18 protein-coding genes are annotated in these 23,591 nt (G+C 70.7%); 6 read left to right on the forward strand and 12 right to left on the reverse strand.

The genetic code is table 11. The features are described 5' to 3' along the window. On the reverse strand, positions 1 to 2,426 hold a 2,426-nt coding region (locus tag ACFP3H_RS07810; RefSeq protein WP_378601686.1), incomplete at its 3' end, for a serine/threonine-protein kinase. 174 nt (positions 2,427 to 2,600) lie between these two features. Here ACFP3H_RS07810 and ACFP3H_RS07815 point away from each other — a divergent pair. After that, a complete protein-coding gene (locus ACFP3H_RS07815) occupies positions 2,601 to 3,449 on the forward strand; it encodes a serine hydrolase (RefSeq protein ID WP_378601689.1) in 849 nt (282 codons plus the stop codon). A 10-nt stretch (positions 3,450 to 3,459) separates the two neighbouring features. Here ACFP3H_RS07815 and ACFP3H_RS07820 read toward each other — a convergent pair whose 3' ends face one another. Together ACFP3H_RS07820 and ACFP3H_RS07825 are read right to left on the reverse strand one after the other, a co-directional pair. Then, entirely contained in the window at positions 3,460 to 4,125 is a 666-nt protein-coding gene (locus tag ACFP3H_RS07820) for a response regulator (protein ID WP_378601692.1), read from the reverse strand. A gap of 50 nt (positions 4,126 to 4,175) precedes the next feature. Next, a complete protein-coding gene (locus tag ACFP3H_RS07825; RefSeq protein WP_378601695.1) occupies positions 4,176 to 5,339 on the reverse strand; it encodes a sensor histidine kinase in 1,164 nt (387 codons plus the stop codon). A gap of 166 nt (positions 5,340 to 5,505) precedes the next feature. Between ACFP3H_RS07825 and ACFP3H_RS07830 the strand changes: the two genes are divergently transcribed. After that, a complete protein-coding gene (locus ACFP3H_RS07830; RefSeq protein ID WP_378601698.1) occupies positions 5,506 to 6,255 on the forward strand; it encodes a hypothetical protein in 750 nt (249 codons plus the stop codon). 40 nt (positions 6,256 to 6,295) lie between these two features. Beyond that, positions 6,296 to 6,727: an SRPBCC family protein gene (locus ACFP3H_RS07835; RefSeq protein ID WP_378601701.1), complete on the forward strand. Its 432-nt coding sequence runs from the start codon at positions 6,296 to 6,298 to the stop codon at positions 6,725 to 6,727. Between the two features lie 195 nt (positions 6,728 to 6,922). Here the strand turns inward: ACFP3H_RS07835 and gatA are convergent, their stop codons facing one another. Both gatA and gatC read right to left on the reverse strand, forming a co-directional pair. Next, positions 6,923 to 8,410, reverse strand: a complete 1,488-nt coding sequence (gene gatA, locus ACFP3H_RS07840) for an Asp-tRNA(Asn)/Glu-tRNA(Gln) amidotransferase subunit GatA (protein ID WP_378601704.1) — start codon at positions 8,408 to 8,410, stop codon at positions 6,923 to 6,925. Beyond that, a complete protein-coding gene (gene gatC, locus ACFP3H_RS07845; protein ID WP_266291832.1) occupies positions 8,407 to 8,703 on the reverse strand; it encodes an Asp-tRNA(Asn)/Glu-tRNA(Gln) amidotransferase subunit GatC in 297 nt (98 codons plus the stop codon). Before gatC ends, gatA begins: the two co-directional genes overlap by 4 nt. A 235-nt stretch (positions 8,704 to 8,938) precedes the next feature. Here gatC and ACFP3H_RS07850 point away from each other — a divergent pair, with 235 nt between their 5' ends. After that, a complete protein-coding gene (locus ACFP3H_RS07850; protein WP_378601707.1) occupies positions 8,939 to 9,589 on the forward strand; it encodes an ACT domain-containing protein in 651 nt (216 codons plus the stop codon). Here ACFP3H_RS07850 and ACFP3H_RS07855 read toward each other — a convergent pair. Genes ACFP3H_RS07855 through ACFP3H_RS07865 form a run of 3 tightly spaced genes read right to left on the reverse strand, consistent with a single transcriptional unit; the run spans position 9,582 to position 11,726 of the window. Continuing rightward, positions 9,582 to 10,097, reverse strand: a complete 516-nt coding sequence (locus ACFP3H_RS07855; RefSeq protein WP_378601710.1) for a GNAT family N-acetyltransferase — start codon at positions 10,095 to 10,097, stop codon at positions 9,582 to 9,584. The genes ACFP3H_RS07850 and ACFP3H_RS07855 overlap by 8 nt on opposite strands. A gap of 58 nt (positions 10,098 to 10,155) precedes the next feature. Beyond that, positions 10,156 to 10,500, reverse strand: coding sequence for a hypothetical protein (locus tag ACFP3H_RS07860; protein ID WP_378601713.1), 345 nt, complete (start codon positions 10,498 to 10,500; stop codon positions 10,156 to 10,158). A 23-nt stretch (positions 10,501 to 10,523) separates the two neighbouring features. Continuing rightward, positions 10,524 to 11,726: an AAA family ATPase gene (locus tag ACFP3H_RS07865; protein ID WP_378601715.1), complete on the reverse strand. Its 1,203-nt coding sequence runs from the start codon at positions 11,724 to 11,726 to the stop codon at positions 10,524 to 10,526. Between the two features lie 205 nt (positions 11,727 to 11,931). On the opposite strand from ACFP3H_RS07865, the gene ACFP3H_RS07870 reads away from it, so the two are divergent. Continuing rightward, the gene (locus ACFP3H_RS07870; RefSeq protein ID WP_378601718.1) at positions 11,932 to 12,285 is read left to right on the forward strand and encodes a hypothetical protein; all 354 of its coding nucleotides are present in this window, start codon (positions 11,932 to 11,934) and stop codon (positions 12,283 to 12,285) included. A 192-nt stretch (positions 12,286 to 12,477) separates the two neighbouring features. On the opposite strand, the gene ACFP3H_RS07875 is transcribed toward ACFP3H_RS07870, so the two are convergent. The 3 genes from ACFP3H_RS07875 to ACFP3H_RS07885 form a co-directional block, all read right to left on the reverse strand. Beyond that, positions 12,478 to 13,548, reverse strand: a complete 1,071-nt coding sequence (locus ACFP3H_RS07875; protein WP_378601721.1) for a uroporphyrinogen decarboxylase/cobalamine-independent methonine synthase family protein — start codon at positions 13,546 to 13,548, stop codon at positions 12,478 to 12,480. Positions 13,549 to 13,678: 130 nt separating this feature from the next. Beyond that, a complete protein-coding gene (mnmA, locus tag ACFP3H_RS07880; protein ID WP_378601724.1) occupies positions 13,679 to 14,794 on the reverse strand; it encodes a tRNA 2-thiouridine(34) synthase MnmA in 1,116 nt (371 codons plus the stop codon). Next, the gene (locus ACFP3H_RS07885) at positions 14,791 to 16,005 is read right to left on the reverse strand and encodes a cysteine desulfurase family protein (protein ID WP_378601727.1); all 1,215 of its coding nucleotides are present in this window, start codon (positions 16,003 to 16,005) and stop codon (positions 14,791 to 14,793) included. Before ACFP3H_RS07885 ends, mnmA begins: the two co-directional genes overlap by 4 nt. Before the next feature lie 216 nt (positions 16,006 to 16,221). Between ACFP3H_RS07885 and ACFP3H_RS07890 the strand changes: the two genes are divergently transcribed. After that, positions 16,222 to 17,073 (forward strand): 3-hydroxybutyryl-CoA dehydrogenase, encoded by an 852-nt coding sequence (locus tag ACFP3H_RS07890; protein WP_378601730.1) that lies wholly within the window; start codon positions 16,222 to 16,224, stop codon positions 17,071 to 17,073. Positions 17,074 to 17,125: 52 nt separating this feature from the next. On the opposite strand, the gene ACFP3H_RS07895 is transcribed toward ACFP3H_RS07890, so the two are convergent. After that, complete coding sequence (locus ACFP3H_RS07895; RefSeq protein WP_378601733.1) at positions 17,126 to 23,248, reverse strand: non-ribosomal peptide synthetase; 6,123 nt, start codon at positions 23,246 to 23,248, stop codon at positions 17,126 to 17,128. Positions 23,249 to 23,591 lie beyond the last annotated feature (343 nt).

Raw genomic sequence — 23,591 nt, forward strand, 5'->3', positions numbered from 1 at the left:
CCCGAAACCCGCTTGGGCACAGGCCAATACCCCCAATGCGCCTGCCCCACCCCACCCGACTGCCCCACTCCCACCGCCTGCGCCGAACCCGGCTGCTGTGCCGCACCCGGCTGACCCACACCGCCCGCTTGGGCACCACCCGGCTGCCCCCCACCGCCCGACTGCGCCGCACCAGGCTGCCCCACACCGCCAGGCTGTGCCGCACCCGGCTGCCCCACACCCCCTGGCTGTCCGGCGTCGACCGGCACCCCGATTCCGGTGGGCACCACATCACTCGACTGCGGTGCCCGGCCCGACTGCACGGCAGCGCTCGGCTGCACGCCGCCAGCGCTCTGCCCCGAAGCGGGGGCGGCGGGCTCATCGCCGCTCGCGCCGGGTGCCGGTGCACCAGTGGTGCCCCGCTGGACGCCGTCCCCCTGCGACGAGGCACCCTGCGGCAGAGCGGATTCCGAACCAACCGGATTCGCCCCTCCCGCGATGGCAGTCACCTTCGTGAGCGCCGCCGCGTTGGCCGCCTCCATTTCCTCCCTACCCGGCATCGACACGACATCCGTTGCGGCAGTAGCCGACACCTCGTCATCGGCACCGTCACCCCCGGCCACACCCACACTCACGGGTTGTCCCGCCCCGACCTCGACCGACGACTCGTCCGAAGATGATGCAGCAGAACCCGTCCCGGCATCATCACTCCGAGCACCGACCACCACGTCACCCGGCGAGACCGTTCCCGACCCACCGGGAGCTGCCGGAGCACCTCCCGACCCCGGAGAAACTGCAGCGGGCGCCACAGGATTCGCGGACGACCCGCCGACAACAGGCGCACCCGCGCCACCGGACGGCACCGAATTCGAGGGCGATCCGCCAACAGCGAGCGCGCCGCCGCCGAGGCCGCCGCCACCCCCGGCCCCAGGCCCAACCGCATCAGCCGGTGGCACCAGATTCGCGGGCGATCCGCCGTCAACCGGCACACCTACCGCACCAGGTGGACCCGCAGCGGTCGGCGGCACACCCCCATCTATTTGCCCCACAGCAACGCCCTGCCCCGCAGCAGCGGGCGGACCCGCCGGGGCACCACCCGGCGAAACGGCACCGGACGGCGTCGAACCCGACGGAACCGCGCCGTGCGACATCCCGGCGGCCGGCGGCACACCCGCACCGCGACCGACCGAATCGGCCTGCCCCGCAACAACACCCTGCCCCGCGGCAGCGGGTGGACCCGCCGGAGTCCGCCCTGGCGCGCCTTGCGGAACAGCACCCGGCGGACCCGCGCCGAACGGCATCCCGGCTGGCGGCGCCGCACCCGGCGAAACCGTCGCAGCAGGACCGGCGGCGGGCGGGACGGGCCCAGCCTGCGGCACAGACCCGACAGGTCGGACCGCGTTCGGCGAAGCAGCCGCAGCGGGACCGGCGGCGGGCGGCACAGGCGCAGCAGGCGGCACAGCCCCGCCGGGCTGGCGCGGTGGTTGCTGCCAATTATGTTGTGGCGCAGCCTGCATCGGAGGGGCGGGATAGCCGGGGGCCGGGGCTCCGGCGTGGGGAGCGGGTGGGTAGTAACCCGGGTTCGCGGGTGGGCGGGGTAGGACGGGGGGTGTTGTGGCGGTGAGGGCCTGGCGGGCCGCTTCGGCGAAGGCGGTGCACGAGTCGAAGCGGGCCGCGGGGTGTTTGGCCATGGCGGCGGCCAGGACGGCGTCCATGGCGGGGGGTAGGCCGGTGCGGCGTAGGGCCAGGGGTGGGGGTGGGGCGTAGAGGGTGCCGCGGATGATCTCGTTGGGGTCGACCGAGTCGAAGGGGGCGATGCCGGTGAACAACCAGTACAGCGAGCAGGCCAGCGAGTACTGGTCGGAGCGGTGGTCGAGTTCGGAGCCGGTCATCTGCTCGGGCGAGGCGTAAGCCAGGGTGGCGGTGAACATTCCCTGCTGGGTGAGGTGGGTGGAGTCGGCGCGCAGCCGGGCGATGCCGAAGTCGGTGAGGAACACCCGTTCGCCCTGTCCGCTGCTCGAGCGGGCCAGCAAGATGTTGGCGGGCTTCACATCTCGGTGCAGCACACCGCGCCCGTGCGCGTAATCCAGTGCGTCGGCGACCCCTTCGATGATCTGCACCGCACGCTCGGGCGGCAACGCCATCGGGTCGACGGTGGCCGCGTCGATGCCGTCGACGTACTGCATGCTGATCCACAGCTGCTCGCCCTCGGTCCCCCGGTCGTACACGGTGACGATGCCGGGGTGGTCGAGCCCGGCGGCGAGGTCGGCCTCGCGTTCGAACCGGGCGCGGATGCGCGAGTCGGCGAACAGGTCCGGGTTGAGCAGTTTGAGCGCGGTCAGCCGGTCCAGTCGCGGATGGCGTGCCAGGTAGACCGTGCCCATGCCGCCCTGGCCCAGCATCGCCTCGATGGTGAACCCGGCGAACACCTCACCGATGTCGTGCACTACGACCCCCTTTCGACCGTGTGACCACGCTCATTCGAATTCTCGTCGATAATCGGTGAAACTTGCCAGGAGAGAAGTTTGCACCGCCGAAGCACACACGCAATGGGTGGTGGGGAGGATTCGGTGGTGAAGTCGAAGGAAGGTGCCTGTCGCAGGCTGTTGCACCGCGTAGTGATGACAACTCTGGTGGCGGCTACCGCGCTGTCTCCCGCGTGCACCACCACCACGCCGGGGGTGAGTACGCCGACCGTGGAGGTCGACAGCGGCGAACCCTGGCATCCGGGCATCGCCATCGTGATGCCGGATTCGTTGGCCGTGGAGTTCACCCAGTTGCAGGGTAAGTTGCCCGGTCAGGTCGGGATGGCGTTGATGCCGGTCGGCGGCGGCCGGATGACGGTCTTCGGCGACTGGACCACCGGCTCGGCCTGGTCCACGATCAAGATCCCGCTGGCCGTGGCCGCGCTGCGCCACGATTCGGGCCAGTCGATCTTCGAGATGGTGCGCGCGGCGATCACCGTGTCGGACAACGACGCCGCCGAGGGGCTGTGGGAGTCCCTGGGCGACGCGCCCGAGGCCGCCGACGCGGTGCAGCAGATCCTGCTCGAGGCCGGTGACGCGGGCACCGGGAAGGGCGCCACGCGCACCGAACTCGACGACACGGCCTTCGGTGGCACGGAGTGGTCGCTGGCCAACCAGGTGCGTTTCGCCTCGCGGCTGCCGTGCCTGCCGCAGGCCGAGGTGGTCACCACGCTGATGGGCGAGATCACCGAGGAGCAGGGCTGGGGTCTCGGTCTGCTCGACGACAGCGAGTTCAAGGGCGGTTGGGGCCCCGACGACGACACCGGCATCTACACGGTGCGCCAGTTCGGCCTGATCCCGCTGGGCAGCGGCCAGCTCGCGGTAGCCATTGCCGCGCAGGCGGATTCGGGCCTGTTCGAGGACACCACCGCCCTGCTCGACAACCTGGCGCTGCTGCTGCAACGACATCTGGGGCACCTGCGCGGCGGTGTGTGTCCGGGCTGAGCGCGCCGACTCAGCCGGGAACGACCAGGCCGGATTCATACGCCAACACCACCGCCTGGGCGCGATCGCGCAGCCCGAGCTTCGAGAACACCTTGGACACATGGGTTTTCACCGTCTGCTCGGCCACGAACAACGCCGCGGCGATCTCGGTGTTGGACAACCCCTTGGCCACCAGTTCGAGCACCTCGCGTTCGCGCGGGGTCAGGGTGCCCAGCGCGGGCGTGGTGGTCGTGCGCACGCCGGCGCGCCTGCGGGTGACATCGGCGATGAGCCGTCGGGTGATGGTCGGGGCGAGCAGCGCCTCACCGTCGGCGACCACCCGCACCGCGCGCACCAGTTCCTCGGCGGGGGCGTCCTTGAGCAGGAACCCGCTCGCGCCGATGCTCAACGCCTCGTAGACGTAGTCGTCGATGTCGAAGGTGGTGAGCATGAGCACCCGCACCGGCGGATCGAAGTTCGCGGACAGGATCGCGCGGGCGGCGTCGAGCCCGTTCATCTGCGGCATCCGCACATCCATCAGCACCACGTCGGGTCGTAGCCGCTTGGCTTCGGCCACCGCCACTTTCCCGTCCGGTGCGTCGCCGACGACGCTGATATCGGTCTGGGCGCCCAGCAGGGCACCGAAACCCTGGCGCACCATCGCCTGGTCGTCGGCGATCAACACGGTTATAGCCACCCAGCCACCCTAATGGGAGCGACGCCGCGAGTACCGGCCGTACGGATTCACTAGGCGGTCGGCAGCCGCGCCGAGACCTCGAAACCGCCGGAAACGGTGGGCCCGGCGTGGAGTTCGCCGCCGACCGCGGTGACCCGCGTGCGCATCCCCTCGATCCCGTGCCCGCCGCCCGCGCCCGGCTGCGAGACCGTGGCGGTGGCCGCGTTGTGCACCGACACCGACACCGCGCCCGGGTCGACCGCCACCGCGACGTGCACCGCCGCGCCCGGAGCGTGACGCGAACAGTTCGCCATCGACTCCTGCACGACCCGGTAGATCACCAACCCGGTCGTCTCGGGCACCGTCTCCAGATCGCCGGTCATGCTCCAGTCCACCGGAACTCCCGCGCGCAGGGCCGCGGCGCACAGCGCGGCCACGTCCGCGGCGCGCGGCTGCGGGGCGTGTTCGGGGAGTTGACCGTCGCTGCGCAGGACCCCGAGCAGCCCGCGGATCTCGTTGAGCGCCGTGCGCGCGGTGTGGCCGATGGATTCGAATTCGGCCCGCGCGGCCGGGTCGAGCCCGTCGATCCGGTACGGCGCGGTCTGGGCCTGCACGACCACCATCGACATGTGGTGGGCCACCACATCGTGCAGGTCACGGGCGATGCGCGCCTTCTCCTCGAGGATCGCCCGGCGCGCGCGCTCGAGTTCGGTGACCTCCTCCTGGCGTTCGAGCTTGCGCCGCGAGGCCAGCAGGATCCGCACCAGGTACCCGAACAGCGCCAGCGCGCCGAACCCCATCGCCCACCCCCACAGCGGCCCGGAGGCCGAGCCGGGCATGGTGGTGGCGAACAGCATCGAGGTCCCCGCCCACGCGACGACCACGATCGGCACCGCGCACCGCAGCGCCACCGCGAACAGCAGCACGAACAGCACGATGATGTGCACGACCTGGAACGGCAGGTCGTTGTCCGGGGTGGGGTCCATGCCCAGGGAGAACAGCAGCGCGGCCCCGGCCGAGATCGCCCAGCCCAGCGCCGGGTTGACCCGCACGAACAGGATCGGGAACGCCGCCAGCGCCGACAGCAGCGGCGCGGCCACCGGGGACACCTCGTGGGTGACGAACAGGGTGGGCCAGGCGATGCTGTACAAAATGAGCGCCACCAGCACCGTCGCGAAGTCGAACCAGGTCTGCGCGGGTATTCGGCGCGCCGGTCGGCGCAGTGGTGCGGTCATACCTGTGAGCCTACGAATCGTCCGGTCAGTGGACCTCATACCGGCGAGCCAACTCCGACCCCCTACCCTGGTGTGATCCCGGCGCCGGTGCACCCCCCGCGCGCCCCGTGAAACCGGTCCGCAGCGGGATGCCCGCGGCGAGACCCGCTCCTTACCGTCGGAGGCCATGAACACCCCGCTTCGCCCGGTACCCGCCACCGTCGGTGCCCGTACCGCAGATTCCCTCGCCTCCGCGATCGCCCCCGGCCAGCACCGCCGCCGCAGCGGTGTCGCGCTGTGCACGGCGGGCTTGGCCATGGCCGCGGCCGTGGTGATGTCCGCGCCCGGCGCGATGGGCACCACCCCGGGCACCGAGAACGCCGTGGCCGCCGCCGCGGTGCGCGCGCTCACCGACGACGACCCCGACGCCTCCTCGCTGATTCCGCGCGACTTCGGCTACAAGTTCGGCTACGACCCGGCCGTGCAGAGCGGCATGCTGATGAATCCGAACGGCGGCTGTTCCTCGCCGGTGACCCTGCCCGCGGAGTTCGAGCCCGCGTGCAAGGCCCACGATCTGGGCTACGACGTGCTGCGCTATGCCGAGCGCGTCGACGAGCCGCTGGGCGCGTGGGCGCGCCGGTCGGTGGACGCGGCCCTGAACCGGCGCATCCACGCCGCCTGCGAGCAGCGCGGTGACGAGTTCTCCCGGGCCCGCTGCGGGGTGATGGCCGATATCGCGTTCACCGCCGTGGACGTGAACTCGCGCCGCCAGGAGTACTCGGCCCCGGTGGTGGAGAACCTGTTCGCCCAGACCGATCCGGCCGATCGCCCCAATCTGTGGCCGCTGGCGCGCACCGCGCTCGGCTTGTTCGCGGTGACGGCGGCCTCGGCGGTGATCATCGACGCGCTGCGCAAGCTGCGCCGTCGCCTCGTGTGACCACCTTGCCGAACGCTGGAACATGTTCTAGATTTCCGGCATGGCTCTAGTCATCGACGAAACGATCGAGATCGACGCACCCGCCGCGACGGTGTGGGAGGTGCTCACCGATTTCGACCGCTACGGCGAGTGGAACAGCTTCTGCTACGAGGCGTCGAGCACGCTCGAACCCGGATCGACCATCGACATGCGAGTCCTGTTGGGCGGCAACCGCCGTCCGCAGCGCGAGTGGATCCGCACCCACACCCCCGGCGTGGAGTTCAGCTACGCGATGAAGCCGCTGCCGCTGGGCGCGCTGCACAGTCTGCGCTCGCACACCGTGGTGCCGTTGGGCCCCGACCGCTGCCGCTACGAGTCCCGCTTCACCCTGGCCGGTCCGCTCAGCCCCGTGGTGGCCTTCGCGCTCGGTAAGCATCTGCGCGCGGGCTTCGCGGCGATGACGGCGGGCGTCGGCAGCCGCGCGACGGCGTAATCGGTGGCATAAACGTGCAGCCGAGGGCTCTCGGGCTCGAATTTCGGCCGTTTCGGCGATCGGCTGCACGTTTATGCCACCTCATCACCACCGTCACGGCGAAGACCCCGTCCCCGGACACATGGCGCGCCCGCGCCACCGAAAACGGGGCGTACCAGGCTCTTTCGAACCGGCACGCCCCGTCAGGAGTAACGCTCAGACGCCGGTCGGCGCGGGCAGCGGACCGCGGGCCGCCTCGTAGGCCGCGCCCACCCGGTACAGGCGGTCGTCGGCCAGTGCGGGCGCCATGATCTGCAAACCCACCGGCAGGTTGTCGTCGGCCGACAGCCCCGAGGGCACCGACATGCCGGGGTGGCCTGCCAGGTTGGTGGGCAGGGTGCACAGGTCCGACAGGTACATGGCCAGCGGGTCGTCGACCTTCTCGCCCAGCTTCCACGGCGTGAACGGGCTGGTGGGCGAGACGAGCACGTCGACCTGCTCGTAGGCGGCGTCGAAGTCGCGCGCGATCATCGTGCGGACCTTGAGGGCCTGGCCGTAGTAGGCGTCGTAGTAGCCCGCCGACAGCGCGTAGGTGCCGATCATGATGCGGCGCTTGACCTCCGGGCCGAAACCGGCCTCGCGGGTCAGCGACATCACCTGGTCGGCACTGTGGCTGCCGTCGTCGCCGACGCGCAGGCCGTAGCGCATGGCGTCGAAGCGCGCCAGGTTCGACGACACCTCCGAGGGCATCACCAGGTAGTACGAGGACAGCGCGTACTCGAAGCTCGGGCACGACACCTCGACCACCTCGGCGCCCAATTCCTTCAGCACCGCGACCGCGGCATCGAAGGAGGCCAGCACGCCGGATTGGTAGCTGTCGGAATGCAATTCGCGCACCACGCCGACCTTGACGCCGGTCAGGTCACCGTTGGCGCCCAGTCGAGCGGCCTCGACCACGGGCGCGACCGGCACGTCGCGGGAGGTGGAGTCGCGCGGGTCGTACCCGGCGATCACCTCGTGCAGCAGCGCGGTGTCGAGCACGGTGCGACCGCACGGGCCGCCCTGGTCCAGCGACGACGCGCACGCGATCAGGCCGTAGCGCGAGACGGTGCCGTAGGTGGGCTTCACGCCGACCGTGGCGGTGACCGCGGCGGGCTGCCGGATCGACCCGCCGGTGTCGGTGCCGATGGCCAGCGGCGCCTGGAACGAGGCCAGCGCCGCCGCCGAGCCGCCGCCGGAACCGCCGGGGATGCGGGTGGTGTCCCACGGGTTGCGGGTGGGGCCGTAGGCGGAGTTCTCGGTAGAGGAGCCCATCGCGAACTCGTCCATGTTGGTCTTGCCCAGGATCGGGATGCCCGCGGCGCGCAGCCGGGAGGTGACCGTCGCGTCGTAGGGCGAGCGCCAGCCCTCGAGGATCTTCGAGGCCGCGGTGGTCGGCATGTCGGTGGTGGTGAAAACGTCTTTGAGCGCCAACGGAACTCCCGCCAGCGCCGAGGCGGGGGTCTCGCCGGCGGCGAGGGCGGCGTCGACCACGGCGGCCGCGGCGAGAGCTTCGTCACCCGCCACGTGCAGGAAGGCGTTGAGCTCACCGTCGACCTTGCCGATGCGATCCAGGTGCGCCTGGGTGACCTCGGTGGAGGACACCTCGCCGCCGTGGATCTTGGCTGCCAGCTCCGCTGCCGACAGCGTGGTCAACTCGCTCATTCGCCCTCTCCCAGGATCTGCGGGACCAGGAAACGCTGTTCCTCCACGGCGGGCGCCTGGTCCAGCGCCTGCTCAGGGGTCAGGCCCGGGATCACCACATCGGGCCTGGTCACATTGGTCGTCGGGTTCGGTGACGCGGTGGCGGGGACGTCGGCGGCGACCTCGGTGATGGTCTGCACGTGGCTGAGGATCGAATCCAGCTGACCGGCGAACTGGTCGAGTTCGGCGTCGGTCAACGCCAGCCGGGACAGCCGGGCGAGGTGAGCGACCTCGTCGCGGGAGATTGCGGGCACCGCGGGACCCCTTTCGGCTTCGGTAGGGAGTAGTCGGTACAGCCTAATTGGCCGCGCTGAGTGGTTTCGACGCGCCCGTCCCGGGCGTGGAACGCACCCGCCTGGCACGAAAGGTCGCGCCCGGCACGCCGTTGGGGTCATACTTCGGGTCGAGAACCCGCGTTCGGGGGTGTAAGTATTGCTTCACCGGGTATTCGTCTCGAACAACCCCGGCCGGCAAGGAAAGGAAAAGCACGTGTCATACCTGCTCCGCGTGCAACTTCCGGATCGACCGGGAAGCCTCGGCTCCCTCGCACTCGCCCTCGGCGGGGTCGGCGCGGACATACTCTCGCTCGATGTCGTCGAACGTGGCGCCGGCTTCGCGATCGACGATCTCGTGGTCGAAGTCCCCACCGGCGCCCTGCCCGACACGCTGATCACCGCCGCGGAATCCGTGCGCGATGTGATCGTCGACTCCATCCGCCCGTACTCCGGCGTGCTCGACACCCACCGCGAGCTCGAGCTGATCGACCAGGTCGCCAGCGCTCGCGACGACCGACTCCAGGTGCTCGTCGACGGGTGCCCCCGGGTGCTGCGGTGCGGCTGGTCCACGATCATCGGTATGGGCCCGGCGGGCGCCTACCGCATCGTCGGCAGCCAGAGCGCCCCGCAGACCCAGGCCGGTTCGGCGCCGTGGATGCCGATCGACAAGCCCATGTGGCTCGACGGTGAAGCCGAGTGGGTGCCCGAGATCTGGCGCGACATGGACACCAAGCTCGCGGCCGCGCCGCTGGGCAGCACCGGCAGGGCCCTGCTGCTCGGACGACCGGGCGGACCCGATTTCCGGCCCTCGGAGGTCGCGCGGCTGGGCTATCTGGCCGGCATCGTCGCCACCGTGCTCAACTGAGCGCGCGGCGCATCACCAGCAGCGGCAGACCGTCCTCGGTGGCCCAATCCCGTTCCGGCACAGCGGCGAAGCCGAGTTTCTCGTAGAGGCGGTGCGCGTCGACCATGGTCTCCATCGTGGTCAGTGCGACCGCCGCGTAGCCGCCCGCGCGGGCCTCGTCGAGCACGGCGCGCACCAGGGCCGTGCCGACGCCGAGCCCGCGCGCCCGCTTGGCCACCGCGAGCATCCGGAACTCGAGTTCGCCCGCGCGGGCGATCTCGGCGTACGGGGTGCCCGGCGCCGCGACGGTGAGCGAGCCGACGATCTGCCCGTCGTGCACGGCGACGAGCACCTGCGCGGCGGCCGCCCGGTGCGCGGTGTCGGCGAGTTCGCGCGCGTAGTCGTCGTCGGCGGGGACGTACCCGTCACCCACGTACACCTCGACGGTCAGCGCGCCGACCTCGGCGTATTCGTCGGGGTGGGCGGGGCGGATCTGTAATTCGGTGGGCTCGTCGTCGTTGCCGTGCATCCAGGAATCCTCGCACCCGACCGACTGTGAGCTCGCCCGCACCCGCGCTCACCCCGGCTCACGAACCGAGGTAGGGCCGCCGACCCGGGTGGTCGGGGGACCAGTTGTCGGGGTTGCGTGGGGTGTAGGCGATGGTGAGCTGGTCGCCGATGGCGGGCCAGTGGGCGGCGTCCCAGGCGAAGCGGCGGTAGACGACCTTGCCGGTGACCGTGGGGCCGGTGAGGGTGCCGGTGATCGTCACGTAGTGCTCGCCGGTCATCTCCGGTAACGGGCTGACACCGGTCACGTAGAGGAGCCCCTGTTCGAGATCGCTCCCCGGTCCGCGGCCACGCCGGGCGAAGTAGGCACCGAGCGTCACCGCCAGAATCGTCACCATCGTGAGCGCCATCATCACTTCGAGCATGCGCCCATGCTAGGCGGCGACCGCTACCACGGAGACAGCTCGCTGACACCCTGCTCGCGCCGCACCTGCCAGACCGCGGTGCGCCTGCGCTGCGACCGCCCGTTGCCGCGATCGATCAGCGCGCGGTCGGCGGTGGTGTAGATCAGTTGCGCGCCACGGGCATTGGTCTCCGGGTTCTGGAACAGCTGCACCAGGCGGTCGGTCTCCTCCACCGGCAGGCCGGCGCCGAGGTCGTCGACCGCGAGCACCTGGCCGGTGTCGAGGGCGTCGAGCATGGCGGGCAGCACCCGCAACAGCGACCGGGTGGCGGTGGATTCGTCGGACAGTTCGAACGGCACATCGACACCCTCGTGCACCAGGCTCAGCCCGACCCCGCGCCGGTCGACCATGCGCCGGTAGAGCGCGTCGCGGGCCGCGCGCAGGGTGCTCAGTTCCCGTTCGGCCAGAATCGGATCGACCGCGCCGTGGTCGAGTTGTCCGGCGAGACCGCCGATTTCGGCGTCGAGGTCGCGCAGGTAGTCGGCGTACATCGGATCATGTTCGGCGACAAGCAGATCCTCGATCCCCAGGTCGGCGGTGCGCAGCAGCATGAGCAGCCGGGCCGCGTTGTCGGGTGAGCGCGAGATGTGGCTGCCGAGGTCGTGGGCGAGGGTGTCGGTGCCCACCTGCCCCTGCTGCACCACGAGATTGGCCGCGAACCACCGGTACGCGGGCACCAGGGCCTCGGCGTAGAGCTGTCCGGCGGCGCTGAGCAGCAACGCGTTCGGTCGCAGCAGCGGGATCAGCGCGGCCACCCCGTAGCGGGCTGCCTCGAACATGGGCCCGATCTTGACCTCGTCGCCGAGGCGCTCGAACACGATCCGTTTGCGCGACCGGGGATGGGTGTGCAGCCATTCGGCGGTCACGTCGGCGTTGTCGAGGCGGAAGCCGTAGGTGTAGGGCACGCCCTCGGCCACGAAACCGGCCACGAACTCGGTGGGCTCGTCGGCGAATCCGAGGTGCGGTCGCCGCACCGGACCGGCGTAGGGATCCCACCCGCTCACCGAGTTCAGCACCGCGTCACGCATCTGCCCGAGCGCGTCGATCAGGCTGGTCTTGCCCGCCGCGGCCACCCCGTGCACGGCGGTGACGGGCACGGCCAGCGGCCCGCCCGCCCCTTTCGTGAGCCGCAACTGCTGCGCCTGGGCCAGCGATCCGTGATTGGTCACCTGAAAACTGCGCAGCAAGGGCTGGTCCCGCCTCTCCGAGATTTAGGGCCAGACTAAGGGACCCGGATTCGTCTCGACGCGGCAGGCGGTCGAGCGGCGACCCGGGTCGAGTCCGACGAGGTCTCCCGCCGACCGGGCGCGTTCGAGCGCGACGCACTAAGGTGCAGGGCACCGCGGCTGGTCGGTCGCGGAAAACGTTCGGCGACAGGATTGGGTGCGCGTGATGGCGGTTCGGGTAATGGTTCGCGGAGTTGTCGTCGCGGCGGTGACGGCGGGAGCGCTGGTGCCCGCCGCACTGGTGAGTGCGCCCAGCGCGCTGGCCGATCCGTGCCCGAGCGGCACCGCGCGGGTCTTCCTCGGCAACTCGACCAACTCGTGTCAGGGTGGCGGCGCGGTGTCCTACACCGACGCCCCGGTCTCGAAGGTCTGCTCGATGTCGAGCACCGATGTGGTCGTCGAGATCCGCACCAACATCAAGAAGCGCCCCCTGCGCACCCAGGAACTGAGCAACGGCCAGTGCGCCACCTTCGACATGAAGACCCAGATCGGCAACACGGTCACCGTCACCCCGCGCTGAGGTCCTGCGCCGTGCGCCCGTCCCCGCGCGTGGCGCCCCGCACCAACTCACCCGGCCCAGTCGAGCCTATCGACACTTCCGACGACCGTTACCGCACGTCGCGGGCTCATTCCGCCTCGACGGCGACCCCAGGTGGGAACAATGGTCTGCCGCCGAACTGTCCACCGCGCGCAATAGCCGTCCGGTGAACACCTAGTCGACGGTGATCGACTCCGGGTCCTCGGCGAAGGCGCGGGCCGCGTCGGTGGTGAGCGACAGGGCGGTGCGGGCCCAGGGCAGCGGTGTGCCGGACAGGCCGCAGGCGGGGGTGGCGAGGATGTGGGTGCGCAGGGTGGTGCGGGGGAAGCCGAGGCGGTCGACGAGGCGGACGGCGGGTTCGGCGACGGTGTGCCAGGTGATGGGCGCGGCCGGGGGCTGGGTGGGGGTCAGGCCGAGGGCGAGTTTCTTTCCGGCGTCGAGGATTTCGCCGAGGGCGTCGAGGTCGGCGGTGGTGATCGTCGCGGCGTCGAAGGACAGGGCGGCGGCCGCCGTGCGACCCATGGTGACCAGCGGCGGGCGAGAAGCGCAGGAGTGCAACAGAACCGGCGAGGACTGGGCGGTGATGACCGTGTCGAGGATGTGCAGCGCGTCGGGTTCGGGCAGGGCGCGCACGGTGTTGAGGATGCTCGGACCCTGCAGCGATCCCTCGAGGACGGTGGTGAGGCGCGGTTCGTCGAGTTGGATGACCACCTCGGCGCCGAGGCGCTTGCGGATCTCGGCGGCATGCCGGGCCAGACCCTCGGCGAGGGATTCCGAAAGATCGCGCACCGCACCGGAATCGGTGAGGATGCGATGCCCACCGGGCAGTTCGACCTCGGCGGCGAGCGTGAGCGGACCCGCGGACTGGATCTTCACCACCCGACCGGAGCCCAGCAAACCGGCTGTCTCCCACGCTTCTTCGATGGCGTCGAGGTCGGCGTGCAGCAGATCACGAGCACGACGCGAGACGCCGGTGGGGCGAGCGGCGAGGCGATAACCGCGGGTCGTGGCGTCGAACCGCAGATCGATCAGCAGCGCCGACACCCGACCGATCATGTCGGCGCCGATGCCGCGTTCGGGCAGTTCCACCAGGTGCGGAAGCGCGGGCAGTTCGCCGATGATCGTCGCGGCGGCCTCGCGCGGGTCGGTGCCGGGCCACGAACCCAGCCCGGTGGCGACCCCGCCCGCGAGCAGGTCGACCGGCTCGGAGGTTTCCTGCGGGTTCTCGCTGTGCCAGAGTGTCACGCGCTCAACACCTTTCGTGTCATCAGGCGTCAACCATCACCGACCGGTGCGGGCATTACGCTGCACGGACCGCCGAACATGCGGGCCGAGCGTCATCTTGCCCCTCCCGCCGCGCGGCGCGCACACCGGCTCAGGCCGAGGCGTCGGTGGCGCGCGCCCCCACCTCGGCCCGGTCGGTGCCGTTGATGGTGCCGCTGCCGACCACGGTGTCGCCACCGTCGGCATCGGGCAGATACAGCACGATGGCCTGCCCCTTGGCGACGCCGGTGAGCGGCTCACGCAACCGCGCCACGAACCCCTCGCCGTCGGGCTCGACCACGGCGGGCGCGGTGCCGCCGTGCGCGCGCACCTGCACCACGCACTCGATCGGCGCGCTCGGTCGCACCCCGGAGGTCCAGATCGCGCGATCGGCGGTCACCACGTCGACCTGTAGATCCTCCACCGACCCGACCTTGACCGTGCCGGACTCGGGATCGATCCCGGTCACGTAGCGCGGCTTGCCGTCGGCGGCGGTGTGGCTCAGGCCGAGGCCCTTGCGCTGGCCCACGGTGAATCCGTGCACGCCCTCGTGCTCGCCGAGCACGGTGCCGTCGGAATCGACCAGCGCGCCCGGTCGGATGCCGATCTTGGCGCCGAGGAACGCGCGGGTGTCGCCGGAGGGGATGAAGCAGATGTCGTGGCTGTCGGGTTTGTTGGCCACGGCCAGCCCCCGCTCGGCCGCCTCCTCGCGGATGCGCGGCTTGGGGGTGTCACCGACCGGGAACATCGCGCGCGCGAGCTGCTCGGCGGTGAGCACCGCGAGCACGTAGGACTGGTCCTTGTCGGCGTCGACCGCCCGACGCAGCACGCCGTCGGCGAGGCGCGCGTAGTGGCCGGTGACCACGGCGTCGAAGCCCAGCGCGGCGGCGCGATCGGCCAGGGCGGAGAACTTGATCTTCTCGTTGCAGCGCAGACACGGGTTCGGCGTCTCCCCCGCGGCGTAGGCCGCGACGAAATCGTCGATCACGTCCTCCTTGAACCGATCGGCGAAATCCCAGACGTAGAACGGGATTCCGAGCACATCGGCGGCCCGACGCGCGTCGCCGGCGTCCTCCTTGGAGCAGCAACCACGCGACCCGGTGCGCAACGTGCCCGGGTTGGCCGACAGGGCCAGGTGCACCCCGACCACCTCGTGACCGGCGTCCACGGCCCGCGCCGCGGCCACCGCCGAATCGACACCACCACTCATCGCGGCGAGAACTCTCATCTGGCACCTCCTCTAGCGCCGGCCAGACCCGCGGCCCTGGCCCGATCGATGACCTGCGGCAGCACGGTCAACAGTGTTTCGATATCGGCCTCGGTCGAGCTGTGACCGAGGGTGAAGCGCAGCGAACTGCGCGCCTGCCACGGCTGCACGCCCATGGCGATCAGCACGTGACTGGGCGAGGCGACCCCGGCGTTGCAGGCCGACCCCGTGGAGCATTCGATGCCCGCGGCGTCGAGCAGCATCAGCAGCGAGTCGCCCTCGCAGCCGGGGAACGTGAAGTGGGCATTGCCCGGCAGCCGGTGCTCGGACCCGTTGAGCACCGAGTCGGGCGCCACGGCCCGCACACCGGCGATCAACGTGTCCCGCAATTGCGCCAGGTCGGCCGAGCGCGCCGACAGCGCACCGACCGCGTCGCGCAGCGCGGCCGCCAACCCGATCGCCGCGGCCACATCGGAGGTCCCCGAGCGCAGATCGCGTTCGTGCCCGCCGCCGTGCACCAGCGGCACACACGGCACCTGTCGACCCAGCAGCAGCACGCCGATCCCGTGCGGCCCGCCCACCTTGTGTCCGGCGACGCTGAGCGCCGACAGCCCACTCGCGGCGAAGTCGATCGGGATCTGGGTCACCGCCTGGATGGCGTCGCTGTGCATGGGGATGTCGAATTCCTGTGCGACAGCGGCCAATTCGGTGATCGGCTCGATGGTGCCGACCTCGTTGTTGGCCCACATCACGCTGACCAGCGCCACTTCGTCGCGGTGCGCGGCGAGCTCGGCGCGCAACACCTGCGGCGAGACCACCCCGTCGGCGTCGACCGGCAGCCAGCTCACCCGCGCGCCCTCGTGCTTCTCCAGCCACTCGACCGCGTCGAGCACCGCGTGATGTTCGACGGCGCTGGTGACGATCCTGGTGCGTCGCGGATCCGCCGCGCGCCGCCCCCAGAAGATCCCCTTGATGGCGAGATTGTCGCTCTCGGTCCCCCCGGAAGTGAAGATCACTTCCGACGGTCGCGCCCCCAGATCCGCCGCGATCGACTCGCGCGCCTCCTCCAGCGACCGCCGGGCCGCGCGCCCCGACCCGTGCAGCGACGACGCGTTCCCGACCGCCCCCAGCGCAGCCGTCATCGCCTCGACGGCGGCGGGCAACATCGGAGTGGTCGCCGCGTGATCGAGGTAGACCGTCTTGGGCGCACCACCCGAATTAGCCGACTTCATGACCATCAAAGGATAGCCGCCGCCGGTGAGTGATTATTCCCGCCCTGCGCGGCGTCGTCGGCGCGCGCCCGCCGTTGGTCCCGAGCACACCCCAGCCGACGGGAATTGGTGCGGTAACGGGTTGTGAAATTCGTCGCCCGCCGGGGATTCACGGGCGCTCACCTCGGCGTGAAATGATTCCGTTATCTGTTTCGGCAAGTGATAGCGGGAGTGACTGTGGAGTTGATCGGTGTAATCGGTGGCGGCACGATGGGTGCGGGCATCGCGGAGGTGTGCGCGAAGGCGGGCAGTTCGGTGCTCGTGCTCGAGACCAAGCAGGAGTTCGCCGAGGCCGCGCAGCAGCGCATCGCCACCTCGATCGGTCGCGGTGTGGCGCGCGGCAAGATCAGCCAGGAAGACGCCGACGCCGCCATCGCGCGGGTGCGGGTGACCCTCGACATCGACGAGTTCGCCGATCGCGACCTGGTGATCGAGGCCGCCCCGGAGATCGAGTCGCTCAAGTACGAGATCTTCGGCAAGCTGGACAAGATCGTCAAGCCCGAGGGCATCCTGGCCACCAACACCTCCTCGATCCCGGTGATCAAGGTCGCCGGTGCCACCGAGCGTCCCGAGCGGGTCGTCGGCGTGCACTTCTTCAACCCGGTGCCGGTGATGCCGCTGGTCGAGATCATCTCGACGCTGGTCACCGCCCCCGAGGCCGCCGCGGCGGTCACCGATTACGCCAAGAACACCCTGGGCAAGATGACCGTGCAGGCCGGTGACCGGTCCGGGTTCATCGTCAACGCGCTGCTCATCCCGTACCTGTGTTCGGCGGTGCGGATGCTCGAGTCGGGTTACGCCACCGCCGAGGACATCGACGCGGCTATGAAGGGCGGCTGCGGCTACCCGATGGGCCCGCTGACGCTGCTCGACACCGTCGGCCTCGACATCGGCCTGGCGGCGGCGGAGTCGCTCTACGGCGAGTTCGCCGAGCCGCACTACGCCCCGCCCGCGCTGCTGCGCCGGATGGTCGAAGCGGGTCGCCTCGGCCGCAAGTCGGGTCGCGGGTTCTACGACTACTCGAAGTAGTCCGCACGATCGAACAAGCCCCTCGGGAGCACGTGCTCCCGGGGGGCTTTTCTCATGCCGGGGTCAGTTTCTCCGAGTCGGGCCGGGGGAAGAAGCCGATGTCGATGTAGTGCTCGAAGTATCGGCGCAGCACCACCTCGTCGACGGCGGGGAACACCAGCGGGATTCCCCGGAACGGCGCCTCCACCGGTGCGGATTCGACCCCGGTGAGCACCGTCGCCGGGGTGGCCGCGCCGACCGCCGCGGCGTAGTTGCCGCTCAGGGCCGAGGCGCGCGCCAGGATCGGATCCGCGTCGTCGCGTTCGGCGGCGGTGGTCAGGGCGGTGCCGAATTCCAGCGGGTCGATGAAGTCGAAACGGTAACCGCGACGGCAGATCTCGGCGTGCACCGCGTGCAGCGACACTTCCACACCGGAGGCGCGGTAGATGTTGCCGATCGATTCCGGCCGCCGCGACTGGGCGATGATGCCCGCCGCCACGTGGTCCACCGGTGCCATCTCGACGCCGATCGCGCGCACGTCGACCGCGACGCCGAGCACCAGCATGGCGCGCAACATCGTCCACCAGGCGTCCTCGGCGGGCGCGACGCCGGTGCGCGAGTCGCCGGTGATCAGACCGGGCCGGTAGATCGCGATCGGGATCCCGCGCTCGATCCCGGCGTGCACCAGCTGCTCGGCGACCCATTTGGTCATGGCGTAGCCGAGCATGCCGCCGGGGATGCCGCTGTCCTGCGGGATGCCCGCCAGCACCGACAGCGTCGACACGTAGTGGATCGGGGTGAGCCGGGTGGTGGTGGCCAGGCGCAGCACCTCGGTGGTGCCGCCGACATTGGCGTCGCGCATCCGGGCGTAGGGCTCGAGATGGTTGATCAGCGCGCCGTTGTGGTAGATCGCGTCCATCTCCGCGGCCAGCGCGGCGTAGCGCGTGGGCTCGATGCCGAGGCGCGGCTGGGACAGATCGCCCGGGACGCCGACGATCCGGTGCAGGTGCGGGGTCAGGTCGATCTGGTGGCCGGCGGCGGTGCGCAGGACACGGTCCACCGCGCCCGCGTCGTCGGTGGCGCGGACCAGGCAGTGGATGACCGCGTCGGTCTGCTCGAGCAGTTCGCGCAGCAGGAAACCGCCAAGGAAACCGGTCGCGCCGGTGAGCAGGATGGTGGCCGGTTCGCCGGCGCCACGCGGCGCACACCCGCTGGTGTCGACGGTGGGGTCGAGGAACCGGTCGACGGCCGGGTCGGGACCCGAGGCCGAGGCGGCGGTCTCGTCGCGCAGGGCCAGTGCGAGGTCGCTGACCAGCGGGTAGCTGAACAGCAACCGCAGCGGCACCTCGATCTCGAGTTCGGCCACCAGCGCGGCGCGCACCCGGATCGCCGAGAGCGAGGTGCCGCCGAGCACGAAGAAGTCGTCCCCGCGACCGACCCGGTCGAGCCCGAGCACCCGGGCGAACGTGTCGGCGACCACCTGCTCGTCGGCGGTGGTGGGGGCTTCGTACGCGCGTGCCGCCGCGGCGGGCGCGGGCAGCGCCTTGCGGTCGAGCTTGCCGGTGGCGCCGAGCGGGAATTCGTCGAGGACCAGCAGGCGCTGCGGAATCATGTACGGCGGCAACAGGGTTCGGATGGTCGCGGCCACGTCCGCGGTGTCGACCGTGTGGTCGGCGGTCGGGGTGACATAGCCGACGAGCTGTTCGTGGTGCACGGTCACCGCCGCGCCGGCGACCGCCGGGTGCGCCCGCAGCGCGGCCTCGATCTCGCCGGGCTCGATGCGCAGCCCGTGCAGTTTGAGCTGCACATCGGTGCGACCCAGGTAGGTGAGTTCCCCGGTGGCGAGCCTGCGCACGAGGTCGCCGGTGCGGTACATGCGCTCGCCGACCGGCCCGTAGGGGTCGGCGACGAAGCGTTCGGTGGTCTTGTCGGGGCTGCCGAGGTAGCCGCGCGCCAACTGCGCACCGGCCAGGTACAGCTCACCGGGCGTCCCGACCGGCACCGGCCGCAACCGGTGATCCAGCACGTAGGCGCGAGAGTTCCAGTGCGGCAGGCCGATCGAGACGATGCCGTCGCCGACCTCGGTCACATCGGCGGCGGTGATCGACACCGTCGCCTCGGTGGGCCCGTACATGTTGTGCAGTCGGCCCGCCGTGGCGGTGGTGAACCGGGCGATGGTGGCATTGGGCAGGGCCTCGCCGCCGCACCACACCGCGCGGATCGAGCGCAGGGTGCCCGACGGGGCCGCCTCGAGCAACATCTGCAATACCGAGGGCACGATGGTGGTGCCGGTGACCCGGTGCCTGCCGATCACCTCGGCCAGGTAGGCCGGGTCGGTGAGACCCTCCGAGGCCGCGACGATCATGTGCGCCCCGGCGCGCAGCGGGGCGGCGAAGCCGATCATCGACGCGTCGAAGGTGAACGGAATCGATTGCAGGACAACATCGGTCGGCTCGATCGCGTACTCGCCGACCATGAACGCCGCCTGGTTCACGATCGCCGAATGCGGCACGCCGACACCCTTGGGTTTGCCGGTGGAGCCCGACGTGAAGATCACATACGCCAGATCCGCCCCGCGCAACGGCGCGCGCCGGTCGGCATCGAGGACGGGTCGATCCGAGAACACCGACAGCACACCGGATTCGGCGAGCACGTCGATCGCGATGACCGGCAACGCGACGCCCTCGACCGCGTCGCCCACCGTGGTCAACACACACACCGGTTGGGCCACGGCCAGGATGTCGGCGCGCCGCTCGGCCGGGGAGCCCGGGTCGATCGGCACGTACGCGCCACCGGCGGCGAACACCGCGTACATGGCCACGACGAGGTCGATCGACGGCCGGATCCCGACCGCCACGGTGGTGCCGGGACCGACACCGGCGGCGATCAACAGCCGCGCCAGTCGATTGACCCGGCTCGCCAATTCGCCGTAGGTCACCGATGATTCGGCGAAGGTGACAGCGGGGGCTTCGGGTCGGCGCGCGGCCTGCGCGTGGAATTCGTCGAGCAGGGTGGGGTCGGCGATGGCACGCGGTGCACCGGCGGGTTCGCGGCGCTCGGCCTCGACCAGTAGCGGTAGATCACCGACCGGACGCGACGGCGCCGCGACGGCCGCCGCGAGCAGCCCGGCCAACCGCAACCCGAGGCGCGCCATCGTGGCCTCGTCGAACAGGTCGGCGGCATAACGCCACGAGCACCGCAGCCCGGCGGGCCCGGCGGCATCGGAGGACGGGACGACCGTGAGTTGCAGGTCCACGGTCGCGGCCTGCTCACCCAGATCGACCGCCGACACCACCAGGTCGGGCAGATCCAGTCGCGACTGCGCCAGGTTCTGGAACGACAGCGCCACCTGGTACAGCGGGTGGTGCGCCTGGGTGCGCGGCGGATCCAGTTCCGCGACAAGGCGTTCGAAGGGCACGTCGGCGTTGGCGAAGGCGGCCAGGTCGTCGTGGCGGACCCGGTCCAGCAGGTCGGTGAAGGTCTCGCCCGCGTCGATGCGGGTGCGCAGCACGACGGTGTTGACGAACATGCCGACCAGGTCGTCGAGTTCGGGCTCACCACGTCCGGCCACCGGCGCGCCGATGGTCACGTCGTCGGTGCCGGCGATGCGGGCCAGCAGCACCGACAGCGCGGTCCGCACCACCATGAACAGCGACGCGTTGTGTTCGCGCGCAAGGGCTTCCAGTCCACGATGCAGGTCGGCGTCGAGGGCGAAGTCGTGGCTGGCGCCCCGGCTGGTCGCCACGGGCGGACGCGGCCGGTCGGTGGGCAGTTCCAACAGGGTCGGCGCGCCGGCGAGCGCGGTGCGCCAGTAGCCGAGCTGGTGAGCCAGCAGCGAGTCGGGATCGTCGGCGGCGCCGAGGGATTCCTGCTGCCACAGCGTGTAGTCGGCGTACTGCACCGGCAGCGGCGCCCAGTCCGGCACCCCGCCGTGCGACCGAGAAGCGTAGGCCGTCACCAGGTCTCGGGTGAGCGGGCCGAGCGAGAAACCGTCGGTGGCGATGTGGTGCACGACCACGACCAGCACGTGCTCGGCGGTGTCGAGCTGGAACAGCCCGGCGCGCACGGGAACTCGCGCGCACACGTCGAACCCGCCGACGGTCAGTCGCGCCAGTTCACCCGCGAGCGCGTCCTCGGTGGTCGCGGTGACGGTCAGATGCAGTCCGGCCTGCTCGACCGGCAGCACCCGCTGATACCCCTGGCCGTCGTGCTCCGGGTAGACCGTGCGCAGCACTTCGTGCCGTTCGAGCACGTCATCGAGGGCGGCGGTCAGCGCGGCGGTGTCGAGCGGTCCGGTCAGCCGCAGCGCGACCGGAATGTTGTAGGCGCTGGAATCGGGGTCGAGGCGCGCCATGAACCACATGCGCTGCTGGGCCAACGACAGCGGCACCCGCTCGCCACGCTCGCGCGGAACCAGCGGAATGCGCACGGCCGCATCGACAATCACCGCGTCGAGGGCGGCGGCCAGTTCCGCGACGGTGCTCGCCTCGAACACCGTCCGCGCGGGCACCCGCACCCCGGCCGCCGCGCCGAGTCGGCCGACGAGCTGGGTCGCGAGCAGCGAGTTGCCGCCCAGAACGAAGAAATCGTCGTCGCGCCCGACCTGGTCGGCGCCCAGTAGCTCGGCGAAGGCCGCCGCGATCGTCTCCTCGGTGGCGGTCTGCGGCGCCTCGAACGCCCGAGCCACCAGTTCGGGTTCGGGCAGCGCCTTGTGATCGAGCTTGCCGACCGGGGTCAGCGGCAGCCGTTCGATCGCCACGATCGCGGCGGGCACCGCGTGCTGGGGCAGCCGTGAACCGGCCAGCCGCAGCAGCGCGGCCTGGTCGATGTCGGCGCCCGACTCGGGCACCACATAGGCCACCAGGGCGTCAACTCCGCTGGGCAGCGTGCGCAACACGGTGGTCGCCGAGCGCACGCTCGGGTCGCTGGTCAGCACGGCGTCGATCTCGCCGAGTTCGATGCGGAATCCGCGCAGTTTCACCTGGGCGTCGGTGCGACCGAGGAAGATCAACCGGCCGGTGCCGTCGGTGCCGGGCTCCCATTTCACCAGGTCACCGGTGCGGTAGAGGCGGGCGCCGGTGCTCGGGTCAGCGACGAAGCGGGTCGCGGTGAGGCCGGGGTTGCCGTGGTAGCCGCGCGCCAGGCCGGACCCGGCCAGATACAGCTCGCCGGGCACCCGGTCGGGCACGCGATGCAGTCGGGAGTCCAGGATCAGCGCGCGCATGCCGGGGATCGGCGCGCCGATGCTGATCGGTTCGTCCGGTCGCAACGTGTCGCTGATCGAGGCCGCGATGGTGATCTCGGTCGGGCCGTAGAGGTTGAAGAACGTGCGCTGCGGGGTGGTCCAGCGCGCGACGAGTTCGGGCGGGCACGCTTCGCCGCCGACGAGAACCGTTTCCAGATCGGGCAGGCCGGTCGGGTCGAGCCCGGCGAGCGCGGTGGGGGTGATGAAGGCGTGGGTCACCCGTTCGGCGCGCAGCAGGTCGGTGAGTTCCTCGCCGCCGTAGATATCGGGCGCGGCGATCACCATGGTGGCGCCCGCGCCGATGGCCAGCAGCAGTTCGAGCACGCTGGCGTCGAAACTGGGCGAGGAGAAGTGCAGGGTGCGCGCGGCTCCGGTGATGCCGAAGCGCCGAATCATCTCCTCGCACAACGCGGCCAGCCCGGTATGGGTGACGGCGACGCCCTTGGGCACACCGGTCGAACCGGAGGTGTAGATGAGGTAGGCGACGTCCTCGCCGAACAGTCGGCGCGGGCGATCGGCGGCGGTCACCGGATCCGCCGGTGCGGCAGCGAGTTCCGTGGCCAGCTCGGCGGAATCGAGGGTGAGCCAGGGCAATCCGGTGTCGAGGCGTTCGGCGTCGACACGGTAGGCGATGCCGAGTTCGGCGCCGGAGTCGACGAGCATGTGGGTCAGGCGCTCGGCGGGGTAGCGCGGATCGACCGGCACGAACGCCGCCCCCGTCTTGATCACCGCCCACAGCGCGACCATGGCCTCGGCCGAGCGGGTCAGCGCGAGCACCACGCGCGCGCCGGGACCGATGCCGCGATCGATCAGGACCCTGGCCAGCCGCGAGGACCGCTGGTCGAGTTCGGCGTAGGTGAGTTCGGTGGCGCCGAAGCGCAGGGCCAGAGCTCGCGGGTCACGCTCGACGGCGCCCATCAGCAGGCGCGGCAGGACCGCCGACGGCGACACCGACGACGCGGATCCGCGTCGGACCGGGCGTGCCGGACGACGGCGAACGCCAGGAGCTTGCTCTGTCACCGTTATCGGTTCCCTTCACCACGGATCACCCACGCGATCGCACCGCCGCCGATCGCTCAACTTTTCGCCTACTCAGGGAGTATCGGAGAAATCTTGCGGAACGGTACCGCAAATATCCCACCGATTGCGGTCTACCTGAAATCGAGAGGTTTTACCTCGGACGATGGGGGTATAGGCAACCGGCCAGTATGTTGCGCAGCTCATATACGCACCACCTATGTAGCCCCGCTCACACAGGTTGACCGGGACGTTTTCAGATTCGCGACCCTGGGTG

Source organism: Nocardia lasii (assembly GCF_042658545.1).
In the GTDB taxonomy this organism is placed as follows: domain Bacteria; phylum Actinomycetota; class Actinomycetes; order Mycobacteriales; family Mycobacteriaceae; genus Nocardia; species Nocardia lasii.